At 46.5% G+C, this 20,631-nt stretch carries 20 protein-coding genes; 18 read left to right on the forward strand and 2 right to left on the reverse strand.

Annotated elements, in window-relative coordinates; translation table 11 throughout:
* Positions 1–26: 26 nt before the first annotated feature.
* Complete coding sequence (gene pheT / locus ACWGXJ_RS07580) at positions 27–2,474, forward strand: phenylalanine--tRNA ligase subunit beta (RefSeq protein ID WP_452566498.1); 2,448 nt, start codon at positions 27–29, stop codon at positions 2,472–2,474.
* Between the two features lie 209 nt (positions 2,475–2,683).
* On the forward strand, positions 2,684–4,708 hold the full coding sequence (zapA, locus tag ACWGXJ_RS07585; RefSeq protein ID WP_452566499.1) for a cell division protein ZapA: 2,025 nt from the start codon (positions 2,684–2,686) through the stop codon (positions 4,706–4,708).
* A 148-nt stretch (positions 4,709–4,856) separates the two neighbouring features.
* Here zapA and ACWGXJ_RS07590 read toward each other — a convergent pair whose 3' ends face one another.
* Positions 4,857–5,216, reverse strand: coding sequence for a phage holin family protein (locus ACWGXJ_RS07590; RefSeq protein ID WP_023987773.1), 360 nt, complete (start codon positions 5,214–5,216; stop codon positions 4,857–4,859).
* A gap of 152 nt (positions 5,217–5,368) precedes the next feature.
* Here ACWGXJ_RS07590 and ACWGXJ_RS07595 point away from each other — a divergent pair, with 152 nt between their 5' ends.
* The 4 genes from ACWGXJ_RS07595 (at position 5,369) to ACWGXJ_RS07610 (ending at position 10,342) form a co-directional block, all read left to right on the forward strand.
* Positions 5,369–7,738 (forward strand): endonuclease MutS2, encoded by a 2,370-nt coding sequence (locus ACWGXJ_RS07595; RefSeq protein ID WP_254327701.1) that lies wholly within the window; start codon positions 5,369–5,371, stop codon positions 7,736–7,738.
* A gap of 58 nt (positions 7,739–7,796) precedes the next feature.
* Complete coding sequence (locus ACWGXJ_RS07600; RefSeq protein ID WP_013309402.1) at positions 7,797–8,210, forward strand: DUF350 domain-containing protein; 414 nt, start codon at positions 7,797–7,799, stop codon at positions 8,208–8,210.
* A 54-nt stretch (positions 8,211–8,264) separates the two neighbouring features.
* The gene (locus ACWGXJ_RS07605) at positions 8,265–8,972 is read left to right on the forward strand and encodes a hypothetical protein (RefSeq protein WP_322173825.1); all 708 of its coding nucleotides are present in this window, start codon (positions 8,265–8,267) and stop codon (positions 8,970–8,972) included.
* A gap of 116 nt (positions 8,973–9,088) precedes the next feature.
* Entirely contained in the window at positions 9,089–10,342 is a 1,254-nt protein-coding gene (locus tag ACWGXJ_RS07610) for an MFS transporter (RefSeq protein WP_061829135.1), read from the forward strand.
* 70 nt (positions 10,343–10,412) lie between these two features.
* On the opposite strand, the gene ACWGXJ_RS07615 is transcribed toward ACWGXJ_RS07610, so the two are convergent.
* Positions 10,413–11,651 (reverse strand): NAD(P)/FAD-dependent oxidoreductase, encoded by a 1,239-nt coding sequence (locus ACWGXJ_RS07615; RefSeq protein ID WP_452566500.1) that lies wholly within the window; start codon positions 11,649–11,651, stop codon positions 10,413–10,415.
* Positions 11,652–11,765: 114 nt separating this feature from the next.
* Between ACWGXJ_RS07615 and ACWGXJ_RS07620 the strand changes: the two genes are divergently transcribed.
* From ACWGXJ_RS07620 to ACWGXJ_RS07675, 12 genes are all read left to right on the forward strand, one after another.
* Complete coding sequence (locus ACWGXJ_RS07620) at positions 11,766–12,002, forward strand: hypothetical protein (RefSeq protein WP_061829136.1); 237 nt, start codon at positions 11,766–11,768, stop codon at positions 12,000–12,002.
* 31 nt (positions 12,003–12,033) lie between these two features.
* A complete protein-coding gene (locus ACWGXJ_RS07625) occupies positions 12,034–12,420 on the forward strand; it encodes a spore coat protein (RefSeq protein WP_029516490.1) in 387 nt (128 codons plus the stop codon).
* A 143-nt stretch (positions 12,421–12,563) separates the two neighbouring features.
* Positions 12,564–13,064: an Lrp/AsnC family transcriptional regulator gene (locus ACWGXJ_RS07630; protein ID WP_013370105.1), complete on the forward strand. Its 501-nt coding sequence runs from the start codon at positions 12,564–12,566 to the stop codon at positions 13,062–13,064.
* Between the two features lie 12 nt (positions 13,065–13,076).
* On the forward strand, positions 13,077–14,288 hold the full coding sequence (locus ACWGXJ_RS07635; RefSeq protein ID WP_061829137.1) for an aminotransferase class I/II-fold pyridoxal phosphate-dependent enzyme: 1,212 nt from the start codon (positions 13,077–13,079) through the stop codon (positions 14,286–14,288).
* Positions 14,289–14,402: 114 nt separating this feature from the next.
* Positions 14,403–14,609 carry an aspartyl-phosphate phosphatase Spo0E family protein gene (locus ACWGXJ_RS07640; protein WP_061829138.1) on the forward strand — a complete coding sequence of 69 codons (207 nt, stop codon included), beginning with the start codon at positions 14,403–14,405 and terminating at the stop codon, positions 14,607–14,609.
* 101 nt (positions 14,610–14,710) lie between these two features.
* On the forward strand, positions 14,711–15,280 hold the full coding sequence (locus ACWGXJ_RS07645) for a hypothetical protein (RefSeq protein ID WP_322173819.1): 570 nt from the start codon (positions 14,711–14,713) through the stop codon (positions 15,278–15,280).
* A gap of 18 nt (positions 15,281–15,298) precedes the next feature.
* Positions 15,299–15,862 carry a cob(I)yrinic acid a,c-diamide adenosyltransferase gene (locus ACWGXJ_RS07650; RefSeq protein WP_061829140.1) on the forward strand — a complete coding sequence of 188 codons (564 nt, stop codon included), beginning with the start codon at positions 15,299–15,301 and terminating at the stop codon, positions 15,860–15,862.
* 21 nt (positions 15,863–15,883) lie between these two features.
* Positions 15,884–16,843, forward strand: a complete 960-nt coding sequence (locus ACWGXJ_RS07655; protein WP_322174013.1) for an RluA family pseudouridine synthase — start codon at positions 15,884–15,886, stop codon at positions 16,841–16,843.
* A 43-nt stretch (positions 16,844–16,886) separates the two neighbouring features.
* The gene (locus tag ACWGXJ_RS07660; protein ID WP_069291482.1) at positions 16,887–17,252 is read left to right on the forward strand and encodes an arsenate reductase family protein; all 366 of its coding nucleotides are present in this window, start codon (positions 16,887–16,889) and stop codon (positions 17,250–17,252) included.
* Positions 17,253–17,324: 72 nt separating this feature from the next.
* Positions 17,325–18,221, forward strand: a complete 897-nt coding sequence (locus tag ACWGXJ_RS07665; RefSeq protein ID WP_080710677.1) for a 5'-3' exonuclease — start codon at positions 17,325–17,327, stop codon at positions 18,219–18,221.
* Between the two features lie 222 nt (positions 18,222–18,443).
* Positions 18,444–19,322: an ROK family protein gene (locus ACWGXJ_RS07670; protein WP_254326428.1), complete on the forward strand. Its 879-nt coding sequence runs from the start codon at positions 18,444–18,446 to the stop codon at positions 19,320–19,322.
* A 166-nt stretch (positions 19,323–19,488) separates the two neighbouring features.
* Positions 19,489–20,496 (forward strand): HRDC domain-containing protein, encoded by a 1,008-nt coding sequence (locus ACWGXJ_RS07675; RefSeq protein WP_452566501.1) that lies wholly within the window; start codon positions 19,489–19,491, stop codon positions 20,494–20,496.
* Positions 20,497–20,631 lie beyond the last annotated feature (135 nt).

Below are 20,631 nucleotides of genomic sequence, written 5' to 3' on the forward strand. Positions count from 1 at the left end.
AACTATATCAAGGGAAGTGAACCCATATGAAAGTATCATTCGAGTGGCTGTCCGATTATGTATCGCTGGATCAGGTAAGCGCGGAGGATCTAGCAGAGAAAATCACCCGTTCGGGCATAGAAATTGATGAGGTCGAGCAGCGCAATCAAGGAATTACTGGTGTCGTTGTCGGCTATGTTAAAAGCAAGGAAAAGCATCCAGATGCTGATAAGCTGAATGTATGTATTGTCGATGCAGGTCAAGAGGAAGATCTGCAAATCGTGTGTGGTGCTAAAAACGTGGATGCAGGTCAAAAGGTTCCTGTTGCAGTTGTAGGTGCAAAGTTGCCGGGAGATTTCCACATTAAAAAGGCCAAGCTACGTGGTGTTGTATCCATGGGCATGATCTGCTCGGCCAAAGAACTGGGCATGAATGACAAGCTGCTTCCAAAGGAATTGCAAGAAGGTATTTTGCTGCTGCCTGAGGATGCTGAAATTGGTACGCCAATTACGAAGCTGCTGGCGCTGGATGATCAGGTGCTGGATTTTGATCTGACACCTAACCGTTCGGATTGCCTGAGCATGCATGGAGCCGCTTATGAAGTGAGTGCGATTCTGGGACGTGACATTTCGCTGGCTGACCCGGCTAAGGATCTGGTGGAAATAAGCGATGCAGCGGCAGATCATCTGTCCGTGAAGGTAGATACTCCTGAACTGTGTACGCACTATGCAGCCCGTTATATCACAGGTGTAAAAGTGGGGGCTTCCCCGTTATGGATTCAAAACCGTCTGATGGCGGCAGGTGTTCGTCCGATTAACAACATCGTAGATATTACGAACTACGTTATGCTGGAATACGGTCAGCCGTTGCATGCTTTTGATGCGGATAAGCTGGAAAATGGAAATATTGAAGTTCGACTCGCTCGTGCAGGTGAAACATTGATTACACTTGACGATCAGGAGCGTAAGTTGGAGCCGCATATGCTGCTGATTACAGACGGTGTGAAACCCATTGCATTGGCAGGCGTGATGGGTGGAGCCAATTCAGAGGTTACGGATGCGACGGTCAGCATTGCGCTGGAATCTGCCAAGTTTGACGGCGGTACAGTTCGCAAAACATCCCGTCAACTTGGACTGCGTTCAGAAGCAAGTCTGCGTTTTGAAAAAGAGGTTGATCCAGGCGCTGTTGTGCCTGCTGTGAATCGTGCAGCTGCGCTGATTCAGCGTTATGCGGGAGGCACTGTACACCAGGGCATCGTAGAATCAGCGTCTGCAAAAGCTGAAAACCGCATTATCAAGCTGTCGCTAGATAAAATAAACCGATATTTGGGAACCGAACTGTCGCTGCTTGAGGTGAAAACGATTTTCGGTAGACTTCATTTCGGATGTGGCGACGCAGAGCAAGGTGTGCTGGAAGTTCAAGTTCCTACACGCCGTGGAGATATTACCATTGACGTGGACTTAATCGAAGAGGTAGCTCGTCTGTATGGTTACGACAATATCCCGACCACGCCGATTGAAGGTCCTACAACTCCGGGAGCTTTGACAGCATCGCAATCATTGCGCCGCTCCCTGCGCAGATTGCTGGCTCATGGTGGTTGGCAGGAGACGATCAGCTACTCTTTTGTACATCCGCAAAGTACAGGGTTATTTAATGCCCTGACAGAAGGTAGCCATCCGGTACGTTTGGCTATGCCTATGAGCGAAGACCGTAGTGTTTTGCGTACGAGTATCATTCCACAGATGCTAGATACAGCGGTGTACAACATGAATCGCAAGCAAGACAATCTGGCGATTTTTGAGATGGGAACAGTATTTTATACAGAGGAACAAACATTAACCCGTCAGCCGCAGGAAATTCAAGTGCTTAGTCTACTGCTGACTGGGGTACGCCGTGAAAAACAATGGAATATTGGTGCTGAAAAGGTTGATTTCTTTGATATTAAAGGCGCGCTTGAAACGGTGTTTGACTATTTCGGATTGAGTGCCAGCATTCGTTATGTGGCTGACCAACCACAAAGCTACCATCCGGGCCGTTCCGCTTCGGTATGGCTGGATGTGAATGGAAACTCTCAACGGATCGGTACCATTGGGCAGATTCATCCGGAGCTTCAACAATCTTATGGGCTGAATGATACGTATGTAGCGGAAATTGCGTTGCAACAGGTCGTTGAACACGCCAACTCTCATATTCAGTTCAGAGAGCTGGCTCGCTTCCCATCCGTGGAACGTGACATTGCCCTCGTGGTAAATAAAGACGTTGAGGCAGGTGAACTGCTTCGTGTTATTCACGCTGCAGGCGGAGAGCTGTTGCAGGATGCACGAGTGTTTGATGTATTTACAGGCAGTAAGCTTGGTGAAGATAAGAAGAGCGTAGCTATCTCTCTGACCTATCGTCATTGGGAACATACGTTGACGGATGAAGAGATCAATGCGGCGCATACTCCTGTCGTTACGTCTCTGGAACAAACTTTTGGAGCGGAATTGAGAAAGTAGCAGGAAATGCGGGAAGCCGTATCGAATCTTAGTGACAGAGGTTCGATACGGCTTTTTGGCCTATCATCATAGAAGCTCTCTTACTCTGATATTTACCCGCTGCGGGGAAGCCGGACTAATAAGGTTGAACGCTTCACGGAAGGCGGGTTACCATAGTACCGGACACACCTTAGAATCAACATACAGTAGTATTGAAGGAGGGCATAATTGTGACTACACCAGATCGTACTCGCGTCACTGTAGAGATCTACGGTACTTCTTATAAACTCGTCGGCAGCAATACCGATTATATGAAGCAGGTTGCCAATTACGTGGATGAGCGTATGCACAGCATTTCTCAAGCTCATTCGCGTCTGGATATGCCCCGAATTGCCGTGCTGGCTGCGGTTCATATGGCAGAAGAAGCTGTACAAATCCAGGAAATTCAGAGTCATATGAACCGCTTAGCAGCGGAACGAGCAGAACTCCGGGGAGATCTGGCGCAACTCCAGACAGCACTAGGAGAACAGCAGCAAAAAAATACAGATCTGCATCAATCTTTTATTCAACTAAAGGAAGAAAAGGAAGCAACGCAGAAGAAGCTGATGGAAACCGAATCTGTATCAGCCAAAGAGATTGCCCAATTGAAGGCAAAGCTAGAACAGCAGGAGAAAAAAGCGACTGAACTTGAAAATGGACAAAAACAAGCTAAACGTGAATTGGAGGAGTCTCGTCAAGAAGCTTCTCGCAAGCTGAAAGAGCAGGAGGAGGAGGCTAATGCCCGTATCCGACAAATAGAAGAGCAGATGAAGAAGGAAGTAGCTGAAGCGACTAAACAGGCTGAAGCCAAGCTGTCAGCTGCAGAGAAGACTCATCAGGAGCAAAAGCGTACAGAACTGGACAAGCTGCGATCTGCTTTGCAGCAAGAGCATAGTAAGAAGGTAAGCGAATGGCAGACCAAGTGCTCAGGGCTGAATGAGCAGCTGGAGCAGGAACGTAAACAGGCTGAATTGGCGTTGAATGAAGAAAAGCTCCAGCATCAGGAAGCTCAGAAGCGAGCTGATGAAGCTGCACTGGAGCAGGAGATTCGGGTTGAGGAGCTTCAGGAACAATTAGAACAAGTACAAGCAGGCAGTACAGAGCTTGCTTCTCGTCTGGGAGAGGCTCAAGAACAAGCAAGAGTACTGAAGCAACAACAGTCCGAGCTGGAGTCTGTGCTGGAAACACAGCGTCAGGCTGCGATAGAGCGAGAGCAGGCAGATACGCTTGCGCGTGAAGAACTGCAAAGCCGATATGATCAATTAGAAGCTGAAGCCAAGGCTACGCAGCAGCAGACGGCTAAGCTGGAGGAAGAACAGCGGCGGATGCAGAAGCTGCTGGAGCAAGCTCACGTATCTTCTCGCAAACTGCAAAGTGAGCTGGCTACGCTAGCTGAAAGCGAGAAGTCATGGAAGAAACTTGCAGAAGAACGCCAGTTGGCAGTTGATGAGCTGGAGCTCTCCCTGCTGGAAGCACGTGAACAGAAGGAAGCGATACAGGAGCAATTACAGCACGCAGAGGCTGAGCTCGAAGCTATTAATGATAAATTTGCTTCACAACAGCAACGGCTAGTTCAACTTGAAGCGAGAATCAAGGAGCTTTCACCTGAGCTGATTCGCGTTCAGGATGAGCTTGAGAAAGCCAAAGTCCGAGAGCAAGAGGGAGCTAAGGCGTATCAATCGCTTCAGGAGCAATATGGAAGCATGAAGAGCCGAGCTGGACAGCTGGAGCAGAATATTAAGCAGCTTCAACAGGAAGATCACGAACGGCGGAGTAAACTGGAACGTGCTGAGGAAGAATCTTTAGAGTGGCAACTTAAATACGATCAGTTGAAGGCAGAAGCGGAACGTCTGGAAGCTGAAGATGCTGCCCGTAAGGAAGAATTTGCATCTTGGGAACGGGAAATAGCGGTAACCGTTGAACAAAAGGAACAGCTTCAGGAGGAGACTCGTTTGGCGGTTGAAGCTGCCAAAACAGCGAAAGCTGAACAGCAGTCCATAGAGCAGGAACGAATGGCCTTGCAGTCTGAATTGGACGAAGTGGGTCAAAAATATGAAATGGCGGCGCATCAGCTTCGTCTGTTACAAGTACAACAGGACGTAGATCGGGAAAATACGGAGAAGATTTCTACAGAATTACGTCAATTACAGGAAGAATACACTAAGCTTCAAACGGAGTACAATGAATGGATTGAACTAATCGAACAGGATCAGTAGATACGGATTAAAAATGTAAGGCAATCCCCGGCTGCTCATCGCCGGGGATTGTTTGCTTTTGTATCCACTCAGAGGTTATATGACACAAAGCTGTCCTTTGGCAGACGAAATCTGCTTCGGGACAGCTTTGTCGGGAGTTCTATTGAAGTTATTTCCCGTCTTTGCGACCGGCTTCAAACGGTGTCGATACCGGAATAAACAGGTCGATAATCCCGATAACCAACGCAGCGAGCAATGCGCCCAGAACGGAAACACTGACATTGGTCACCACATATTGAGCGATCCAGATCACCAGAGCGCTCACAAGAAAACCTACGATACCGCGTCCAAATGGAGAAACGCGTCGGCCGAACACTGCCTCGATAATGTAACCAACCAAGGCAATGACAATGGCAAGAATCAGCGCGCTCCAAAAGCCGCCTACACTAAATCCGGGAACGATCCAGCTTACGACCATCAGCACCAGAGCGGCAACGATGAAACGTACAATGTGCCCGAGAATGCTCACGGAATAACCTCCTTTGTTTTTTGAATTTACAGGGTTAGACAAAGGTTAGTGTGTGGCATGAAGAGCTTTCTTATGTGTAAAAGAGAGTTGGCAAATAGCGTAAGTTTGCTGCTTTCGGTATAATATAGATATATGTGAAAGGAGTAGTGAAGTTGGACTCTAAAATTTTTAAAACCCTTGAATATCAAAAAATTCTAAATAAACTAAGTCACTATGCTCAAACGGCAACGGGACAACAGACAGCCCTTCAACTACAGCCCAGCGATGATTTGGAGCATATCAAGAAAATGCTGAAAGGTACGGATGAGGCCTATGCTGCTGATCGACTCAAAGGAGTGCCTTCATTTAACGGAGTAGTGGATATCACTCCGGCAGTGAAGCGTGCCCGTATTGGCGGAACGTTAAGCCCGCAGGAGTTGCTTGGCATTCGGACAACAGTTCAGGCCGCACGCCGTATACAGGTATACGTGGCAAGTTTGCATGAGGAAAATCCTGTCGAAACATTGCTGTATTGGAGCGAGCAACTTTCGGAGCAGAGAGGTTTAGAAAACTCCATTAAAGGCTGTATTGACGAAAATGCAGAGGTGCTGGATTCTGCCAGCACAGAGCTTTCTCAAATCCGTCGGGAGCTGCGCTCGGGAGAAGTGCGTATTCGTGAAAAGCTGGATTCCATGATTCGTTCCTCAACTGTATCCAAAATGCTTCAAGATCAGTTGATAACGATTCGTGGAGATCGGTTTGTGATCCCAGTTAAGGCCGAATACCGTTCTTATTTTGGCGGAATTGTTCATGATCAATCCGGGTCTGGCGCAACATTGTTTATCGAGCCTGAATCCATTGTAGCCATGAACAATAAGCTGAGGGAAACAAGGCTGAGAGAAGAGCGTGAAATTGAAGTCATTTTACAAAAGCTGACCGCACTTGTCGCAGAACAAGCAGATATGTTGCTGTATGATGTGGACATATTGGGTAATCTTGATTTTATTTTTGCAAAAGCGCGTCTCGCCCGTGAAATGAAGGCAACCTTGCCTTTAATGAATGACCGCGGATATTTGAAGCTGAAAAAGGGCAGACATCCTCTAATTCCGTTGGAGCAGGTTGTTCCCATTGATGTGGAGCTGGGCAATTCATACACCTCCATTATCGTTACCGGACCGAACACAGGGGGGAAAACCGTTACCCTGAAAACCATCGGCCTACTTAGTTTGATGGCGATGTCTGGACTGTTTGTACCTGTTGAGGATGAAAGCCAGCTGTGTGTATTTGATGCAATCTATGCCGATATTGGTGACGAGCAGAGCATTGAGCAAAACTTGAGTACATTTTCCAGTCACATGACCAATATCATTAGCATCCTGAAAAATATGACGCCCAAAAGTCTTGTATTGCTTGACGAAGTGGGGGCAGGAACGGACCCCGCGGAAGGTTCGGCTCTAGCTGTATCCATTTTGGAGCATATACATGCCATGGGTTGCCGTATGGTTGCCACGACTCACTATAGTGAATTGAAGGCGTATGCCTATGAACGTAAAGGAATTATTAATGCAAGCATGGAGTTTGATGTCGCTACATTAAGCCCGACTTACCGCCTTCTGGTCGGTGTTCCCGGACGAAGTAATGCATTTGCCATTGCCGAGCGATTGGGATTGCCAGGGCGTATTTTAGACTATGCCCGTGGTGAGGTAACGGAAGAAGACCAGCGTGTCGAGCACATGATCGCGTCACTGGAGCAGAACCGTTTAACAGCTGAGCAAGAACGGGAAAAAGCGGAGCAGCTGCGTAAGGAAATGGAAGCATTGCGTAGCCGTCATCAGACGGAGTTGGATAAGCTGGAGTCCCAACGGGACCGTATGCTGGAAAAAGCTGAGGACGAAGCAAGAGTTCTCGTGGATAAGGCTCGTAGTGAAGCAGAGAAAATCATTACTGATTTGCGTAAATTGGCTCAGGAAGAAGGGGCCTCGGTTAAGGAGCATAAGCTGATTGCAGCTCGCAGAGAATTGGATGAGGCTGAACCGAAGCAACGCAAGAAAAGTACCGTCAAACGCCCGGCCGCTACGCGTACTCGTTCTATCATGGCTGGCGATGAAGTATCCGTCCACAGTCTGAATAAAAAAGGCCACGTGGTTGAACTGTCCGGTACCAAGGAAGCTGTGGTTCAACTGGGGATCATGAAGATGAAAGTCAGTCTGGATGATCTGGAACTACTGCAACCTGCCCAAACAACGACTCCAAGAGTTCAAAAACCAGTGACTGGCGTTAAGCGGACACGGGATGATAACGTACGAAGTGAACTTGATCTTCGGGGGGCGAATGTGGAGGAAGCCTTGATGGAAGTGGACCGTTTCATGGATGAAGCGTTTCTGGCCAATCTGGGACAGGTACACATTATTCATGGCAAAGGTACGGGTGTCCTGAGAACCGGTATTCAGGAGTACCTCCGCAAGCATAAACATGTGAAAAGCTACCGTATCGGTAATTACAATGAAGGCGGCACAGGCGTAACAGTTGCTGAATTGGAATAGCTATGGGTTGCCGGCTTTGCCCGGGAACGCTTGGTAGAACGGGAGGGACGAAGTGAAGATGGCGATTGATGAATTGCTGTCACATCCGTTGGGGATGATGCTGGGTTATTTCTCGGTGGCGGTGCTGGAGCTAATTGTATTTTTGTCGTGTTTTGAGCTGGTAACCCGCTATAAATGCTGGGAAGAGATCAAGCGCGGCAATGTTTCGGTAGCCATGGCTACGGGAGGGAAAATGTTCGGTATTTGCAACGTGCTCCGCTTTGCGATGGAAGCCAAATCTAGTGTGTATGATACGATGATTTGGTCGTTCGTTGGCTTTTTACTGCTACTTGCGGCGTACTTTCTTTTTGAGTTTCTAACACCGGTATTTTCTATCGATCAACAGATTAAAGAGGATAATCGTGCTGTCGGCTTGTTCTCCATGATTATTTCCATATCTTTATCTTATGTGATCGGTGCCAGTGTAACTTGACACATCTTGTATACTAGAGCTTGGTATACGCTTGGAACGGAAGGATGATAAAGCTTGGAAATGACTATTTGTCCATGGTGTAACATGGAAATTATTTGGGATGAAGAATTAGGACCTGAGGAAGAGTGTCCTTATTGCCATAATGATCTGAAAGGGTACTCTGACATCACCGATGATGAAGATGAGTCTGTTTCTCCACCTGTTCATAGACATGCTGGTGAGCATGGACATGAAGAGACGAAATATGATCATGTGGCTTCTGTCACCCCGGCGCCCCACTCTCATGGAAAAGAAGACCTAAAGGGTTATCGGACATTGAGTATTCAGCTCGGTGATGATGAGGAGCAGGATATTTTATATGAGGCAGAGGATGAAATCGTAGTTGAAAAACCGGTTGATGCACCGTTGTTGCAGGATAATGAGCTTCATAAGTTGCCTGTGCTGCATACTTTGCAAAAATTCGAAGAAAGCGGTGCGGATCTGATGGCTTATGAACAAGGTGCTGAACAAATACTCGACAGACAAGATGAGGTTCTTGAATGTTCTCAATGTGGGGAGTACATGCTGCATGCAGGTTTGCAAACCGTAACCAGAGAAGGTTTTGAACCGTCGATGTCCCCAGCGCTTGGTAAGCCTGTTCTGGATTTGCCGTTCGTCTTGAATGTTTATGTGTGTCCTAGCTGCTTCCATGTCCAGCAGACACTATCAGAGAATGACCGACTGCGGATGCTGGAGAAGCTCAGCGGTATTTCCAACAATTAAATAGCAATCCCCCGGATAGGCCCAAGCTCAATACGGGCATCTTAAATCGAAGAAATCTTTGAACAAGCTGGCTTGAAATAAGCTGATTGGTGATTTTTCGGTTAGGGGGAACTGCATTGAAATCAAACCTGAACGGACAATCCATTCTGCTATTAAGCTTGAATGGATTGTTTGTGTTTGCAGCAGCATTGTCAGGCACATTTCTTAACGTGTATTTGTGGAAAAGCAGGCAGGATTACGCGATGATCGGCTGGTTTAATGTCAGTCAACAAATTGCACTGGGAATTATGGTCTGGGTGGCTGGAAAGTGGGTCAAGGAACATAACAAAATGAATGCCCTGCGCGTGGGGACCGCATTATCCGGCCTATTTTATCTGATCGTGTTATATACGGGACCGCAGGCTGTGAACTACATATGGCCGCTCGGGATGCTGCTGGGTGCAGCATTAGGTTTATTCTGGCTGGCGTTTAATGTGATTTTTTTCGAAGTCACGGATCAGGCAAGTCGTGATCATTTTAACGGATGGGTGGGTCTGCTAGGCTCGTTTTCCGGTATAGTGGGACCTTGGCTGTCCGGATGGATTATTGCCCGTATGGAGGATGACGCAGGTTACCGCGTGATATTCAGTATTTCCTTGGCTTTTTATGTCGTAGGAGTGGTGCTTAGTTTCTTTCTTCGCAAGCGTAAGCCGACAGGAAATTACAATTGGAAGGAACCTAAGCAGCGTTTGTCACAAAAAGGGAGTATGTGGCGTCCGTTGTCGTTATCGCTTGTTGCCCAGGGCATCCGTGAAGGGGTATTTGCCTTCCTGATTACGCTGCTCGTGTATGTAGCTACTCAACAGGAATGGAAGCTGGCGCAGTTTTCACTTATTACATCGGCGGTTTCATTCTTCAGCTTTTGGGCTGTCGGAAAATGGCTCAAGCCACACTATCGTTCGGCGGGTATGCTGTTGGGTGCCGTATTGTTGGTGATCGCGCTTTTACCGTTATTGTGGCGTATGGAGTATAGTACACTACTGATTATGGGGATCGGCACCGCTTTATTTATGCCCTTGTATTTAATTCCCATGATTTCTGCCAGCTTTGATTTAATGGGTACGAGTAAAGGAGATGCCAATCAGAGAGTGGAACTGGTTGTACTACGCGAACTATGCTTAATGGTAGGCCGATTGACCGGAACACTCATTTTCTTGGGTGTCCTAAGTATCAGCAAGGCTCCCACGGCGATGATCTGGTTGTTGATTGGACTGGCATTGATGCCAGTGCTCGGATGGTTTTTTATGCGAAGTGTGCTGAAAATGGAACAAAAGACAAAGCAGAGCAAGTCTCATTCCCACGCGCAACGCTGGCACAAGCAAACCGAATAGTTTAAAATACATTAAAAAAGACCTCCACACCCACTTATAGGGGAAGGAGGTTCTTTTTGTATTCCATATGTTAAACCATCGGTTCCGTTGTTTCGGGCGAGGGCTTGGTAGCACGGGTCAGAGAATAAAGCTCCATTTCAGGTCGATGTGTGCCCGTCAGTTCATCAGCCAAAAGTTGTGCGGCCATCATACTCGTGACTGCTCCATTTCCCCCGTAACCTTCCAAAAAGTAGCAGTTGGGAAAACGCGGATGTGGACCAATATACGGCAAGCCGTCATGAGAGGAGCCGAATACAGCAGCCCATGCAAAGTCGATCTGAAATGGTATACCCGGAAAAAATTCCTGTAACGTTTGTAGCAGCTTTTGCTGTTGGTGCAGGAGCCTGACTTCACGTTGATTGGAATCCAGTACAGGTTCGTCCAAACCGCCAATAATGATGCGTCCTTCCGGTGTGGAGCGCATATATAGATAAGGACGAGCAGTTTCCCAGATGAGACACTGTTCATGCCACAAGGGTGTATCTCCGATTGGATTGGTGGCGATAGCATATGAGCTTTCTAGAACGGCTCCGCGGTCTGTTTTAATCTCTTGTGTTTCATAACCTGTTGCAAAAATAACTTTTTTTGCTCGGATAATCCCACCGCTGGTATGACAAACGACCTCATTATCGTTGAACTCAAAATGCTCAGCTTCTGTATGCTCGTATAAGCGAACACCAAGACGGCTGGCGGATCGCAGCAGTCCTTGGGCAAACAAAAATGGATTAACCTCGGCATCTTCGCGTGTGTATAAAGCTGCTGGTTTTCGGAAAGGAAATCGGGCAGCAATCTGTTGATCATCCCAGTATTCGACGGGAAATCCAAACCTGGTTAGCTGTTTGTACTCTTCCTGAAGTGTCTGTACATCCTCCAATGTACTTGCATAGTACAGGCTACTTCGGCGTGAAAAAGACGGATCAATTTCCAGCGTGGTAGACAGTTTTTCCAACTGATCCAGAGCATCTTTACACATACGGTAAAACAGTACACCGTTCGTTTCACCAAACGTATTGATGAAGGAAGTTAACGTCTTATCATTGCTATATTGCAGCAGTCCGTTATTGGCCGAAGAACTTCCATGTACTAGCTTGCGTTTGTCAATAACCACGGCGTCTACCTGTCGTTCTCCCAACAGTCGGGAGCAGATGGATCCACCCATGCCGCCACCGATGATCAATACATCACAATTTAAATCCTCTGCCAAAGGCGGGAAATCCAACATTTTCTCCAAGGTACTGGGCCAATACGTATTCCCGCTTATCAATTCCATATAAATAGCACTCCTCATAAGGTAATATGTAGTATTTCTTAGGTGTACATAGTATTTCGCCAAACGGACAAGATAACCAGCGTGCAACAAAACATTCAAGGAGGCACAGAGATTATGCAATCTACGAACATGCAACCCTTGTCAGGCAAAGAGCTGGAGTACATCGTGGACTCCATTTCCAATGAAGAACTACTACTCAAACAAAGTGCGGCGACAGCGGCTTCTATTCAGCACCCAGCCATCCAACAAGCCTGTTTGCAACTGGCAAGAACACATGAGCACCACTTGAATCTGCTTTCTAATGCTCTTCAACAGCATCAGCAGCTTGCCCCAATGCAACCGCAGCAGTAATTTGGATTTACAATAAAGGAGGTTTGACAGAATGTATTCACAAAACAATATGTCATTTATGCCCGAAGAAGATTTGCTCTATACCATTCTTGCTGATATGAAACGTACGGTGCGCGAGTACACAACGGCGACGACAGAATCCAATTGTCCGTCTGTGCGTCAGATGTTCACCGACCTTACGAATGATACATTGCGTCTGCAAGGTGATTTGTATCATCTGATGAGCCAAAACAATATGTATGCCACTCCGACTAAAGCACTGCGCATCGATTTGGACAAACAGATTCAAGAAGCTCGCAAGACCCAACAAGAATGCCAACAGTTCATTCAGCAAAAGTCGGCATCTGCGGGAGTATATGGCCAATCTATGCACCAGCAAGGCCAGTCTACTCATCAAAACAACCCTTATTATATGTAAACGGGATTTTCTGTTTTTGAAGCAGATTCCCATAACAGCCGTCCATCTGCCGGGTTTACCGGAGTGGACGGTTTTTCTTTGCAGGTTTAAAGTGCGTATTGTATGATGTATAGTAATCTCTTTCGATGGAGGCCTTATGTAGAATGACAGAACTGAATGAATTGAAATTAAAAGTGCTGGAATTGTTAAAAGAAGATGCAAGAAGAACACCGACTCTATTAGCTACTATGCTGGGGGTTGACGAGCAGGATGTTCGCACCTCAATTAAAGAACTCGAAGACCAACATGTGATCGTCAAATACGCCGCTGTAGTCAATTGGGACAAAGTCGACGACGAAAAGGTTACCGCTTTGATCGAAGTACAGATTACACCTGAGCGTGGAAGAGGCTTTGAAGGGATTGCAGAACGGATTTATTTGTATCCGCAAGTTAAATCGGTCTATCTCATGTCCGGAGCATACGATTTGCTGGTAGAGGTTGAAGGCCGCAATCTCCGTGAGGTTGCTAATTTTGTGTCGGAAAAACTGTCGCCTATTGATTCGGTCTTGTCTACCAAGACTAATTTTACGCTTAAAAAATACAAGCAGGACGGAATTATCTTTGAGGACCATCAGGAAGATAATCGTCTGATGATTTCGCCGTAAAGGAAGATCATGATGAATCTCAAAACAGAAGCATTTACCGACAGCAACAAAGCCATGAGTTCCTATTTGTCCCCATTGGTGCGCGAAATCCCATCTTCGGGTATTCGTAAGTTTTTTGACTTGGTGGGTGGCAACAAGGATATTATTACCCTTGGTGTAGGCGAACCGGATTTTACAACCCCTTGGCATATGCGGGAAGCCTGTGTCTATTCATTGGAGCGAGGTTTTACCAGCTACACGTCTAATGCGGGAACGCCAGAACTGCGTGAAGCGATTAGTGATTATCTGAATGAGCAATTTGAAGTCCGTTATGATCCCAAAAATGAGATTATCGTAACCGTCGGGGGAAGCGAGGCGATTGATCTTGCTTTGCGTGCGTTAATTGTACCTGGCGACGAAATTCTCGTGCCCGAGCCGTGCTACATTTCATATTCTCCAATCACTTCGATTGGAGGCGGAATTCCAGTAGGTATTGAAACATTTGCTAAGGATGAATTCAAGCTGACAGCTGAGGCGTTGGAGGCAAAAATTACACCTAAATCCAAGGTGCTTATTTTATGCTATCCGAGCAATCCAACTGGAGCTACGATGACTTATGAAGATTGGCTTCCGATTGCCGAAGTCGTGGAAAAGCATGATTTGATCGTCATTTCTGATGAAATTTATGCTGAATTGAATTATGGAGAGAAGCATGTCAGTTTTGCCGCTATGCCTGGTATGATGGATCGTACGATTCTCGTCAGTGGTTTTTCCAAAGCCTTCGCCATGACAGGCTGGCGTATTGGATATACATGCGGGCATCCAGATCTGATTGCCGCTATGCTCAAAATCCATCAGTACACCGTAATGTGTGCGCCTTCTATGGGTCAAGTTGCGGCACTGGAAGGCTTGCGGAATGGTTTGGGTGAGAAAGATCGTATGGTAGAAGCCTATAATCAGCGTCGCCGTCTGATGGTTGAAGGGTTCCGGGAAATCGGCCTGGAGTGCCATGAGCCAAGAGGGGCTTTTTACGTTTTCCCTAGTATTCAAAGCACGGGACTCAGCTCAGATGAATTTGCACAGCGTCTTTTGGCAGAGGCTAAAGTTGCGGCTGTACCGGGTAATGTGTTCGGTTTGGGAGGCGAAGGCTATCTTCGTTGCTCATACGCAACTTCTGTTGCTCAGCTGACGGAGGCACTGGATCGGATTGGTCATTTTGTAGAAAAAGTAAGAAAAGAAGGTTAAAATTATTTTTTTATGGGTAATTTATAAAAAATAGTCTTTTATTTCTAAATTTCTATGCTATAATTTGAAATCGGAAGCAGGAAGTTCAATTTTTCAATTGTAGGAGGAATGCTCATGTCATATGTTGGATATAATTCATCTAGTTCAATAGGATACGACATTTCCCTAGAAGATGAAATTTTGTTCCTGCGCAATGAGATGATGCGGACGTTTCAGGAAGAGCAGTCCTTCACCTCTGATCTTGTTATCCAGATCAGTTGCAAGCTCGATTTGAAAATCAATGAATATATGAAGCTGTATGGTACGGAATGCAAGGTTTAACCGTATGAAGTCAGCCAAATGTAAGAAGAAGGCCGTCGGGCCTTCTTTTTTTGCGTTCACAACTTATGATATATTAATGGCATGGAAGAGGGGGCGTACATATGAGAGCAGGGCTAAAAAGGCTATCGCCATGGATCATCGGAATGCTTGCACTTGTATTATTGGCTGGATGTGGGGGACGGGACAAGAACAGCTTCTCCATTTTTATTATGGATAAAGGGGATGCTTCAGTCATCCGTGAAGAGCTGGCACAAAAACTTAAGGATAAGCTAGGCGAACAGGCTCCGACTATTGAGATTTCAGTCAGTCCGCTGTATAACCAGCAGAAGCTGGTTGTAGAATATGCGGCCGGGGAGCATGATCTGTTTCTTTTGCCGGAAGAGGACATGAAGCTGTATGGACAGAATGGCTCGAATCTGCCGTTAGATGATGCTTTTGACAAGAAGACGTACGCTCGGGGCGTGTTCGAGGGCGGCGTATTTAAGAAGAAGGGGCAGGAGGAAGAAGGATCAGATGTAAGCAAGGAAACTCATTTGTTCGGAATTCCGGTGGAGCAGATGAAGATGTTTAAGGAGCTAAAATATAACTCCAAAACATTATTTGCTACCGTGCCGCCTCGTACAAGCAATAAGGAAGAAGCCATCAAGGTGCTGAAAGCACTTACGGAATGATAAAGGGGATGGAATGAAATGGGCATATATACTAGAACAGGTGATGAAGGACAAACTTCTGTGATCGGCGGTCGAGTGTCCAAAGATGATGATCGTGTGGAGGCATACGGTACAATTGACGAGCTGAACAGCTTTGTAGGACAAGCGATCAGCTTTGCCGAAGGGGAAGAGTTTACGGATATTCGGACTCAATTGGAAGAAATACAGCAGGAGCTGTTTGATTGTGGTTCGGATTTGGCGTTTGTTAAAATTAGTGAAAGCAAATATAAGGTGAAAGACGAGCTGGCAGAGCGTCTGGAAGGCTGGATTGATGCATGTCAGGAGGAAAATCCGAAGGTGGAGCGTTTTATTATACCGGGTGGTAGCACATTATCCTCAACGCTTCATGTTTGCCGTACAGTTTGCCGACGCGCGGAACGCCGTGCTGTTACACTAGGTAAACATACGGACATTAATCCGGCGGTACGTCGGTATTTGAACCGCCTTTCTGATTATTTCTTTGCCGTCGCTCGTACAGCGAATGTCCGTCAGGGTGTGCCCGATGTCGAATATGTGCGCAGCAAAAAAGTGTTCCGCAAATAAGGAGGCAACCGGGAATTTGTGATGAGCTTGTATTATGAACCTATCGTATATACGATCTCTCCTGAGGAGGAGGGCATGCTGTTGAAGACTATTTTACAAAAACGTATGAACATTTCTCGAAAGTTAATATCCAAACTCAAGCTGACCGAGCAAGGTATTATGCTGAACGGGACACGTGTGTACATCAGCGTAAAGGTGAAGTCCGGGGATCGAGTAGAAATTCGTATGGAGCGTGAGCGTTCTGATGATATTTTACCTGAACCCATTCCTTTTGAGATATTGTTTGAGGATGAACATCTGTTAGTGGTGAACAAGGCGGCGGGCATGATTGTCCATCCGACTCACGGTCATTACACAGGAACACTGGCTAATGGGGTTGTGCATTATTGGCAGGCCAAGGGAGAGTTGTTCCGGTTTCGTCCTGTCCATCGTCTTGATCAGGAGACGACGGGTGTGCTGGTAGTAGCCAAAAATCCGTATGTACACCAGCATATTTCTGAGCAAATGATTGCGGGAACGGTGGATAAGCGCTATACAGCTCTGGTGCATGGACGGCCTGAGCTGCAGGAAGGAAAGGTAGACGGACCGATTGACCGCAACCCGGATGATCCGCATTTACGTATGGTGACCCCGGATGGTTATCCTGCCCTTACGCTGTATAAGCTGGAGGAAGTGTGGAACGGGGGAAGTCGCATTGGGCTAAAGTTGGAATCCGGGCGTACGCACCAAATTCGAGTGCATATGACTTATATCGGTTGTCCGTTGATCGGAGATAAAATGTATCGGATTACACCCGATGACGCTGCGCAACGTGAGCGATATGATCAGCTTGATGCCAAGATGCCTCGACAGGCTCTGCATGCCTCAGAGCTATCCTTGGAGCATCCTGTAACCGGGGAGCGGCTGACGTTCTATGCTCCTCTACCTAACGATATGGCTGAAATGCAGGAGCTATTAAGAGCGCAATATCATCCAGAATAAAATATAAATAAGCGATGAAAACCAAATGGAGGTTAATCTAGCGATGAGCCAACTGAAAGTATATCAGTATTCTAAATGCAGTACCTGTCGTAATGCAGTGAAATGGCTGCAAAACAAGGGACATGAGACGGAACTTATTCCTATTTTTGAACAACCGCCCGGCCCGGAGGAATTGGAAGACTTGATTCGCAAAAGCGGGCTGGAGCTGAAAAAGTTTTTTAATACAAGCGGTGAGGTATACAAAGAGTTAAAGCTGAAAGATAAGCTTGGAGACATGAGCCGTGAAGAGCAAATTTCGCTTTTATCCTCGAATGGAAGATTAATCAAACGCCCGATTGTAACCGACGGGAACAAAGTAACGGTAGGATTCAAAGAGGAAACATTTGAAGGCACATGGGGAGCTCAATAACGCCCAATTTACCCCCACGATATGTTATACTGTGGGGGTTAAATATTATGATGAATGGGAGCAATACAATCTGTGACACAACGCAATGAACAATCCGTAATGCTGGTTGACGGCATGGCCCTGCTATTTCGCGCTTATTATGCAACCGCCGCAAACGGTTATATCCGTCGTACAAAAGCTGGAGTGCCAACGAACGCCATATATGGTTTTATTCGATATTTTTGGGATGCAGTCCAAACATTTAATCCTACACACGTCATTTGCTGCTGGGATATGGGCGGAACGACATTTCGTGGGGAACATTTTGCTGCGTATAAGGGAAACCGAGCCGACGCACCAGATGATTTGATTCCCCAATTTACATTGATTCGGGAAGTGACGGACAGCCTCGGCATTCCCAACATTGGAGCGGAAGGTTTTGAAGCCGATGATTGTATCGGTACGCTTGCACGCCATTATTCGCAAAATGAGGACATGGATGTAATGATTCTCTCGGGAGATCATGATTTACTTCAATTAGTGGATGATCGGACACGGGTCATTATTATGAAAAAAGGGCACGGCAATTATATGGTATACACCCCGGAAACCCTGCTGACTGAAAAAGGGCTTAAACCACGCCAGGTGGTGGACCTTAAAGGCCTGATGGGGGATGCAAGCGATAATTATCCAGGAGTACGAGGTATTGGTGAGAAAACGGCACTCAAGCTGGTGCAGGAATACGACTCTATTGAAGGCATTCTAGAGAATTTGGATCAATTAACACCCTCGGTCCGTAAAAAAATCGAGAGTGATTTGGATATGCTGCATCTTTCACGCAAGCTTGCTGAAATTCACTGTGGTGTACCTGTAGCATGTGCTTTGGATAGCTGTCTGCTGACGCTGGATCACGTGCAAATTGTAGACAAGTTTGAGCAGCTTGAAATGAAAAGCTTGTGTACATTGATGGGTGTCGCAACCGGATCATAATGAAGCTGTTAGGCTTGATACGGACAATTTAAGTGAAGTAAGTTTATAGGGATGCTGACGCTGGGTGCGTTAGTGTCCTTATTTTTATACCGTTATGTCAAGGGAGTTGTATAGTCATGTGAAGGATTATATACAATTGCGATAAGGGGATTGACCTCGGGCACATTTCAGGTGAATATAGTGGAGAGAGAACCGGATTATTGAAAGGGGACAACAGCAACTATGACAGTATTGGGAGCAATTGAGGCAGGCGGTACCAAATTTGTATGTGGAATTGGTAACGAACATGGGGAGGTACTGGAACGAGCAAGCTTTCCAACGACCACCCCAGCAGAAACAATGGAGAATGTCATCGCATTTTTTGAAGGCAAGGGCATTGAAGCATTGGGTGTAGGCTCGTTCGGGCCGATTGATCCTATCGAAGGCAGTGATACATATGGCTATATTACAACAACGCCAAAGCCACATTGGGGAAATTACAATTTAATTGGCAAACTGAAACAGCATTTTGACGTGCCTATGGGGTTTGACACGGATGTGAATGGAGCAGCACTTGGTGAGTCTATTTGGGGTGCCGCCAAGGGATTGGACAACTGTCTGTATATTACGATAGGTACAGGCATCGGGGCGGGTGCTTTGGTTGGTGGAAAGCTGATACATGGATTATCCCACCCAGAAATGGGGCATATTCTGGTACGTCGTCACCCAGAAGATACTTACGAGGGGACATGTCCTTATCACGGAGATTGTTTGGAGGGACTGGCAGCAGGTCCTGCGCTCGAAAAAAGATGGAAGGTTAAAGGACATGAACTTTCTGTCGATCACGCAGCCTGGGAAATGGAAGCGTACTATCTGGCACAGGCTTTAATGAGCTATGTATTAATCCTGTCACCGCAAAAAATTATTATGGGCGGGGGAGTGATGAAGCAGGACCAACTGTTCCCGCTCATTCGTACCAAGCTTCAAGAACTTTTGAACGGATACGTACAGCATTCGAGTCTGACGACAGATATTGAGCAATATATCGTATCTCCGGGATTGGGTGACAATGCTGGATTGTGCGGTGCTCTGGCATTGGCAAAGGAAAAGCTGAATCATTAGAATTTATGGTTGACGGCACTCCAAGGTACGGTTATTATATAGGCAACAGCATAGTACGGCTCAAAAAGGGAAGCACCTTTCTTGCGAATACGCAGGATAGGTGCTTTTTTTTGCGTTTTTGTGTTGTGCGGGACTGTCTTTCAACGATATGAGGGAGGAAGAAATCATGGAGATTGTATTTTTAAATCGCTTGTCCAAACGGAATGAACAGGGCTATGAGGACTTTGCTCAGGTATGGATTGGGCAACATGAAGGGGGATGGAGTGCAGGGTGGAGCACACAACATGTCCCGGATGAAAGTATAGACGATCTTTGGTATGAGGGCAGCTTGTGGCAGGAATTACTGCATGTATACCGTCATGAGCTGGCGCTCAAAATGGCTGAGGGCTACAGGCCCTTAATCCATGGCGTATTTCATGAGCAAGAAGGATCATCAGGACGAGGACAAACGCTGCAAAAGCTGTATTGCTACAGTGATTTGTTTCCACGTGATGAAGTGTATGAGCAGTTGACGATATGGAGACGGCAAAAAGCAGCAACGGAACGAAAAGCGCCTTATTTTATCGCTACGAATCGGCTGCTTCGACTCATTAGCGTCTATCTTCCCCATACCGAAGAAGAATTGTTGGAGCTGCCTGGTATGGGTCAGGGTAAGGTGTCGCAATATGGGACGGAGCTATTGGCTATTACGACACAAAATGACCGGACCACGCCATTTCCGTTGAACTGGGTAACAGAGACGCTGGAAGAAGAAGTTTTTTTGTCATGGCTATACAAGCAAAAAGAGAACCAATACAGGCAGGAGCTGAATAAATTCAGCCTAACTAGAACGATTATCGAAGGCATTTCGGACGGTCTTTCACTGGAGCATATCGGGATGAAGACAGGTTTGCATCGTAGAGAAATGATTGAAGCTGTGGAGCATTTGGACAGGGATGGTATTGATATGGAGAAGCTGATCCGCAATGAATTGGTGAATGTATCTGAGGAGGAGCAGGCAGCCATCTGGTCTGCTTATGAAGAGTTGGGGGATACGCTGCTCAAGCCTGTCATGCTGAAAGTGTATGGGGAAGAAAAGGCGACAGAAACAGGACTGGATCAAATTTATGAGCGTCTGCGTCTGATTCGTATACGGTTTCGCCATCAGCAGGTACCCGACCGACATGTTGGATAATATAGAACTGATTGGATAAAGCTAAAGTATTAAAGTACATTCAGGGTCCGACATACTAAAAAGCAGCAGCCAGTTCCTCATAGGACACGGCTGCTGCTTTTTATGATCAAGCTTGAAAATCGAAATAGGTATCCA

The sequence above is a fragment of the Paenibacillus sp. S33 genome, from assembly GCF_053615415.1.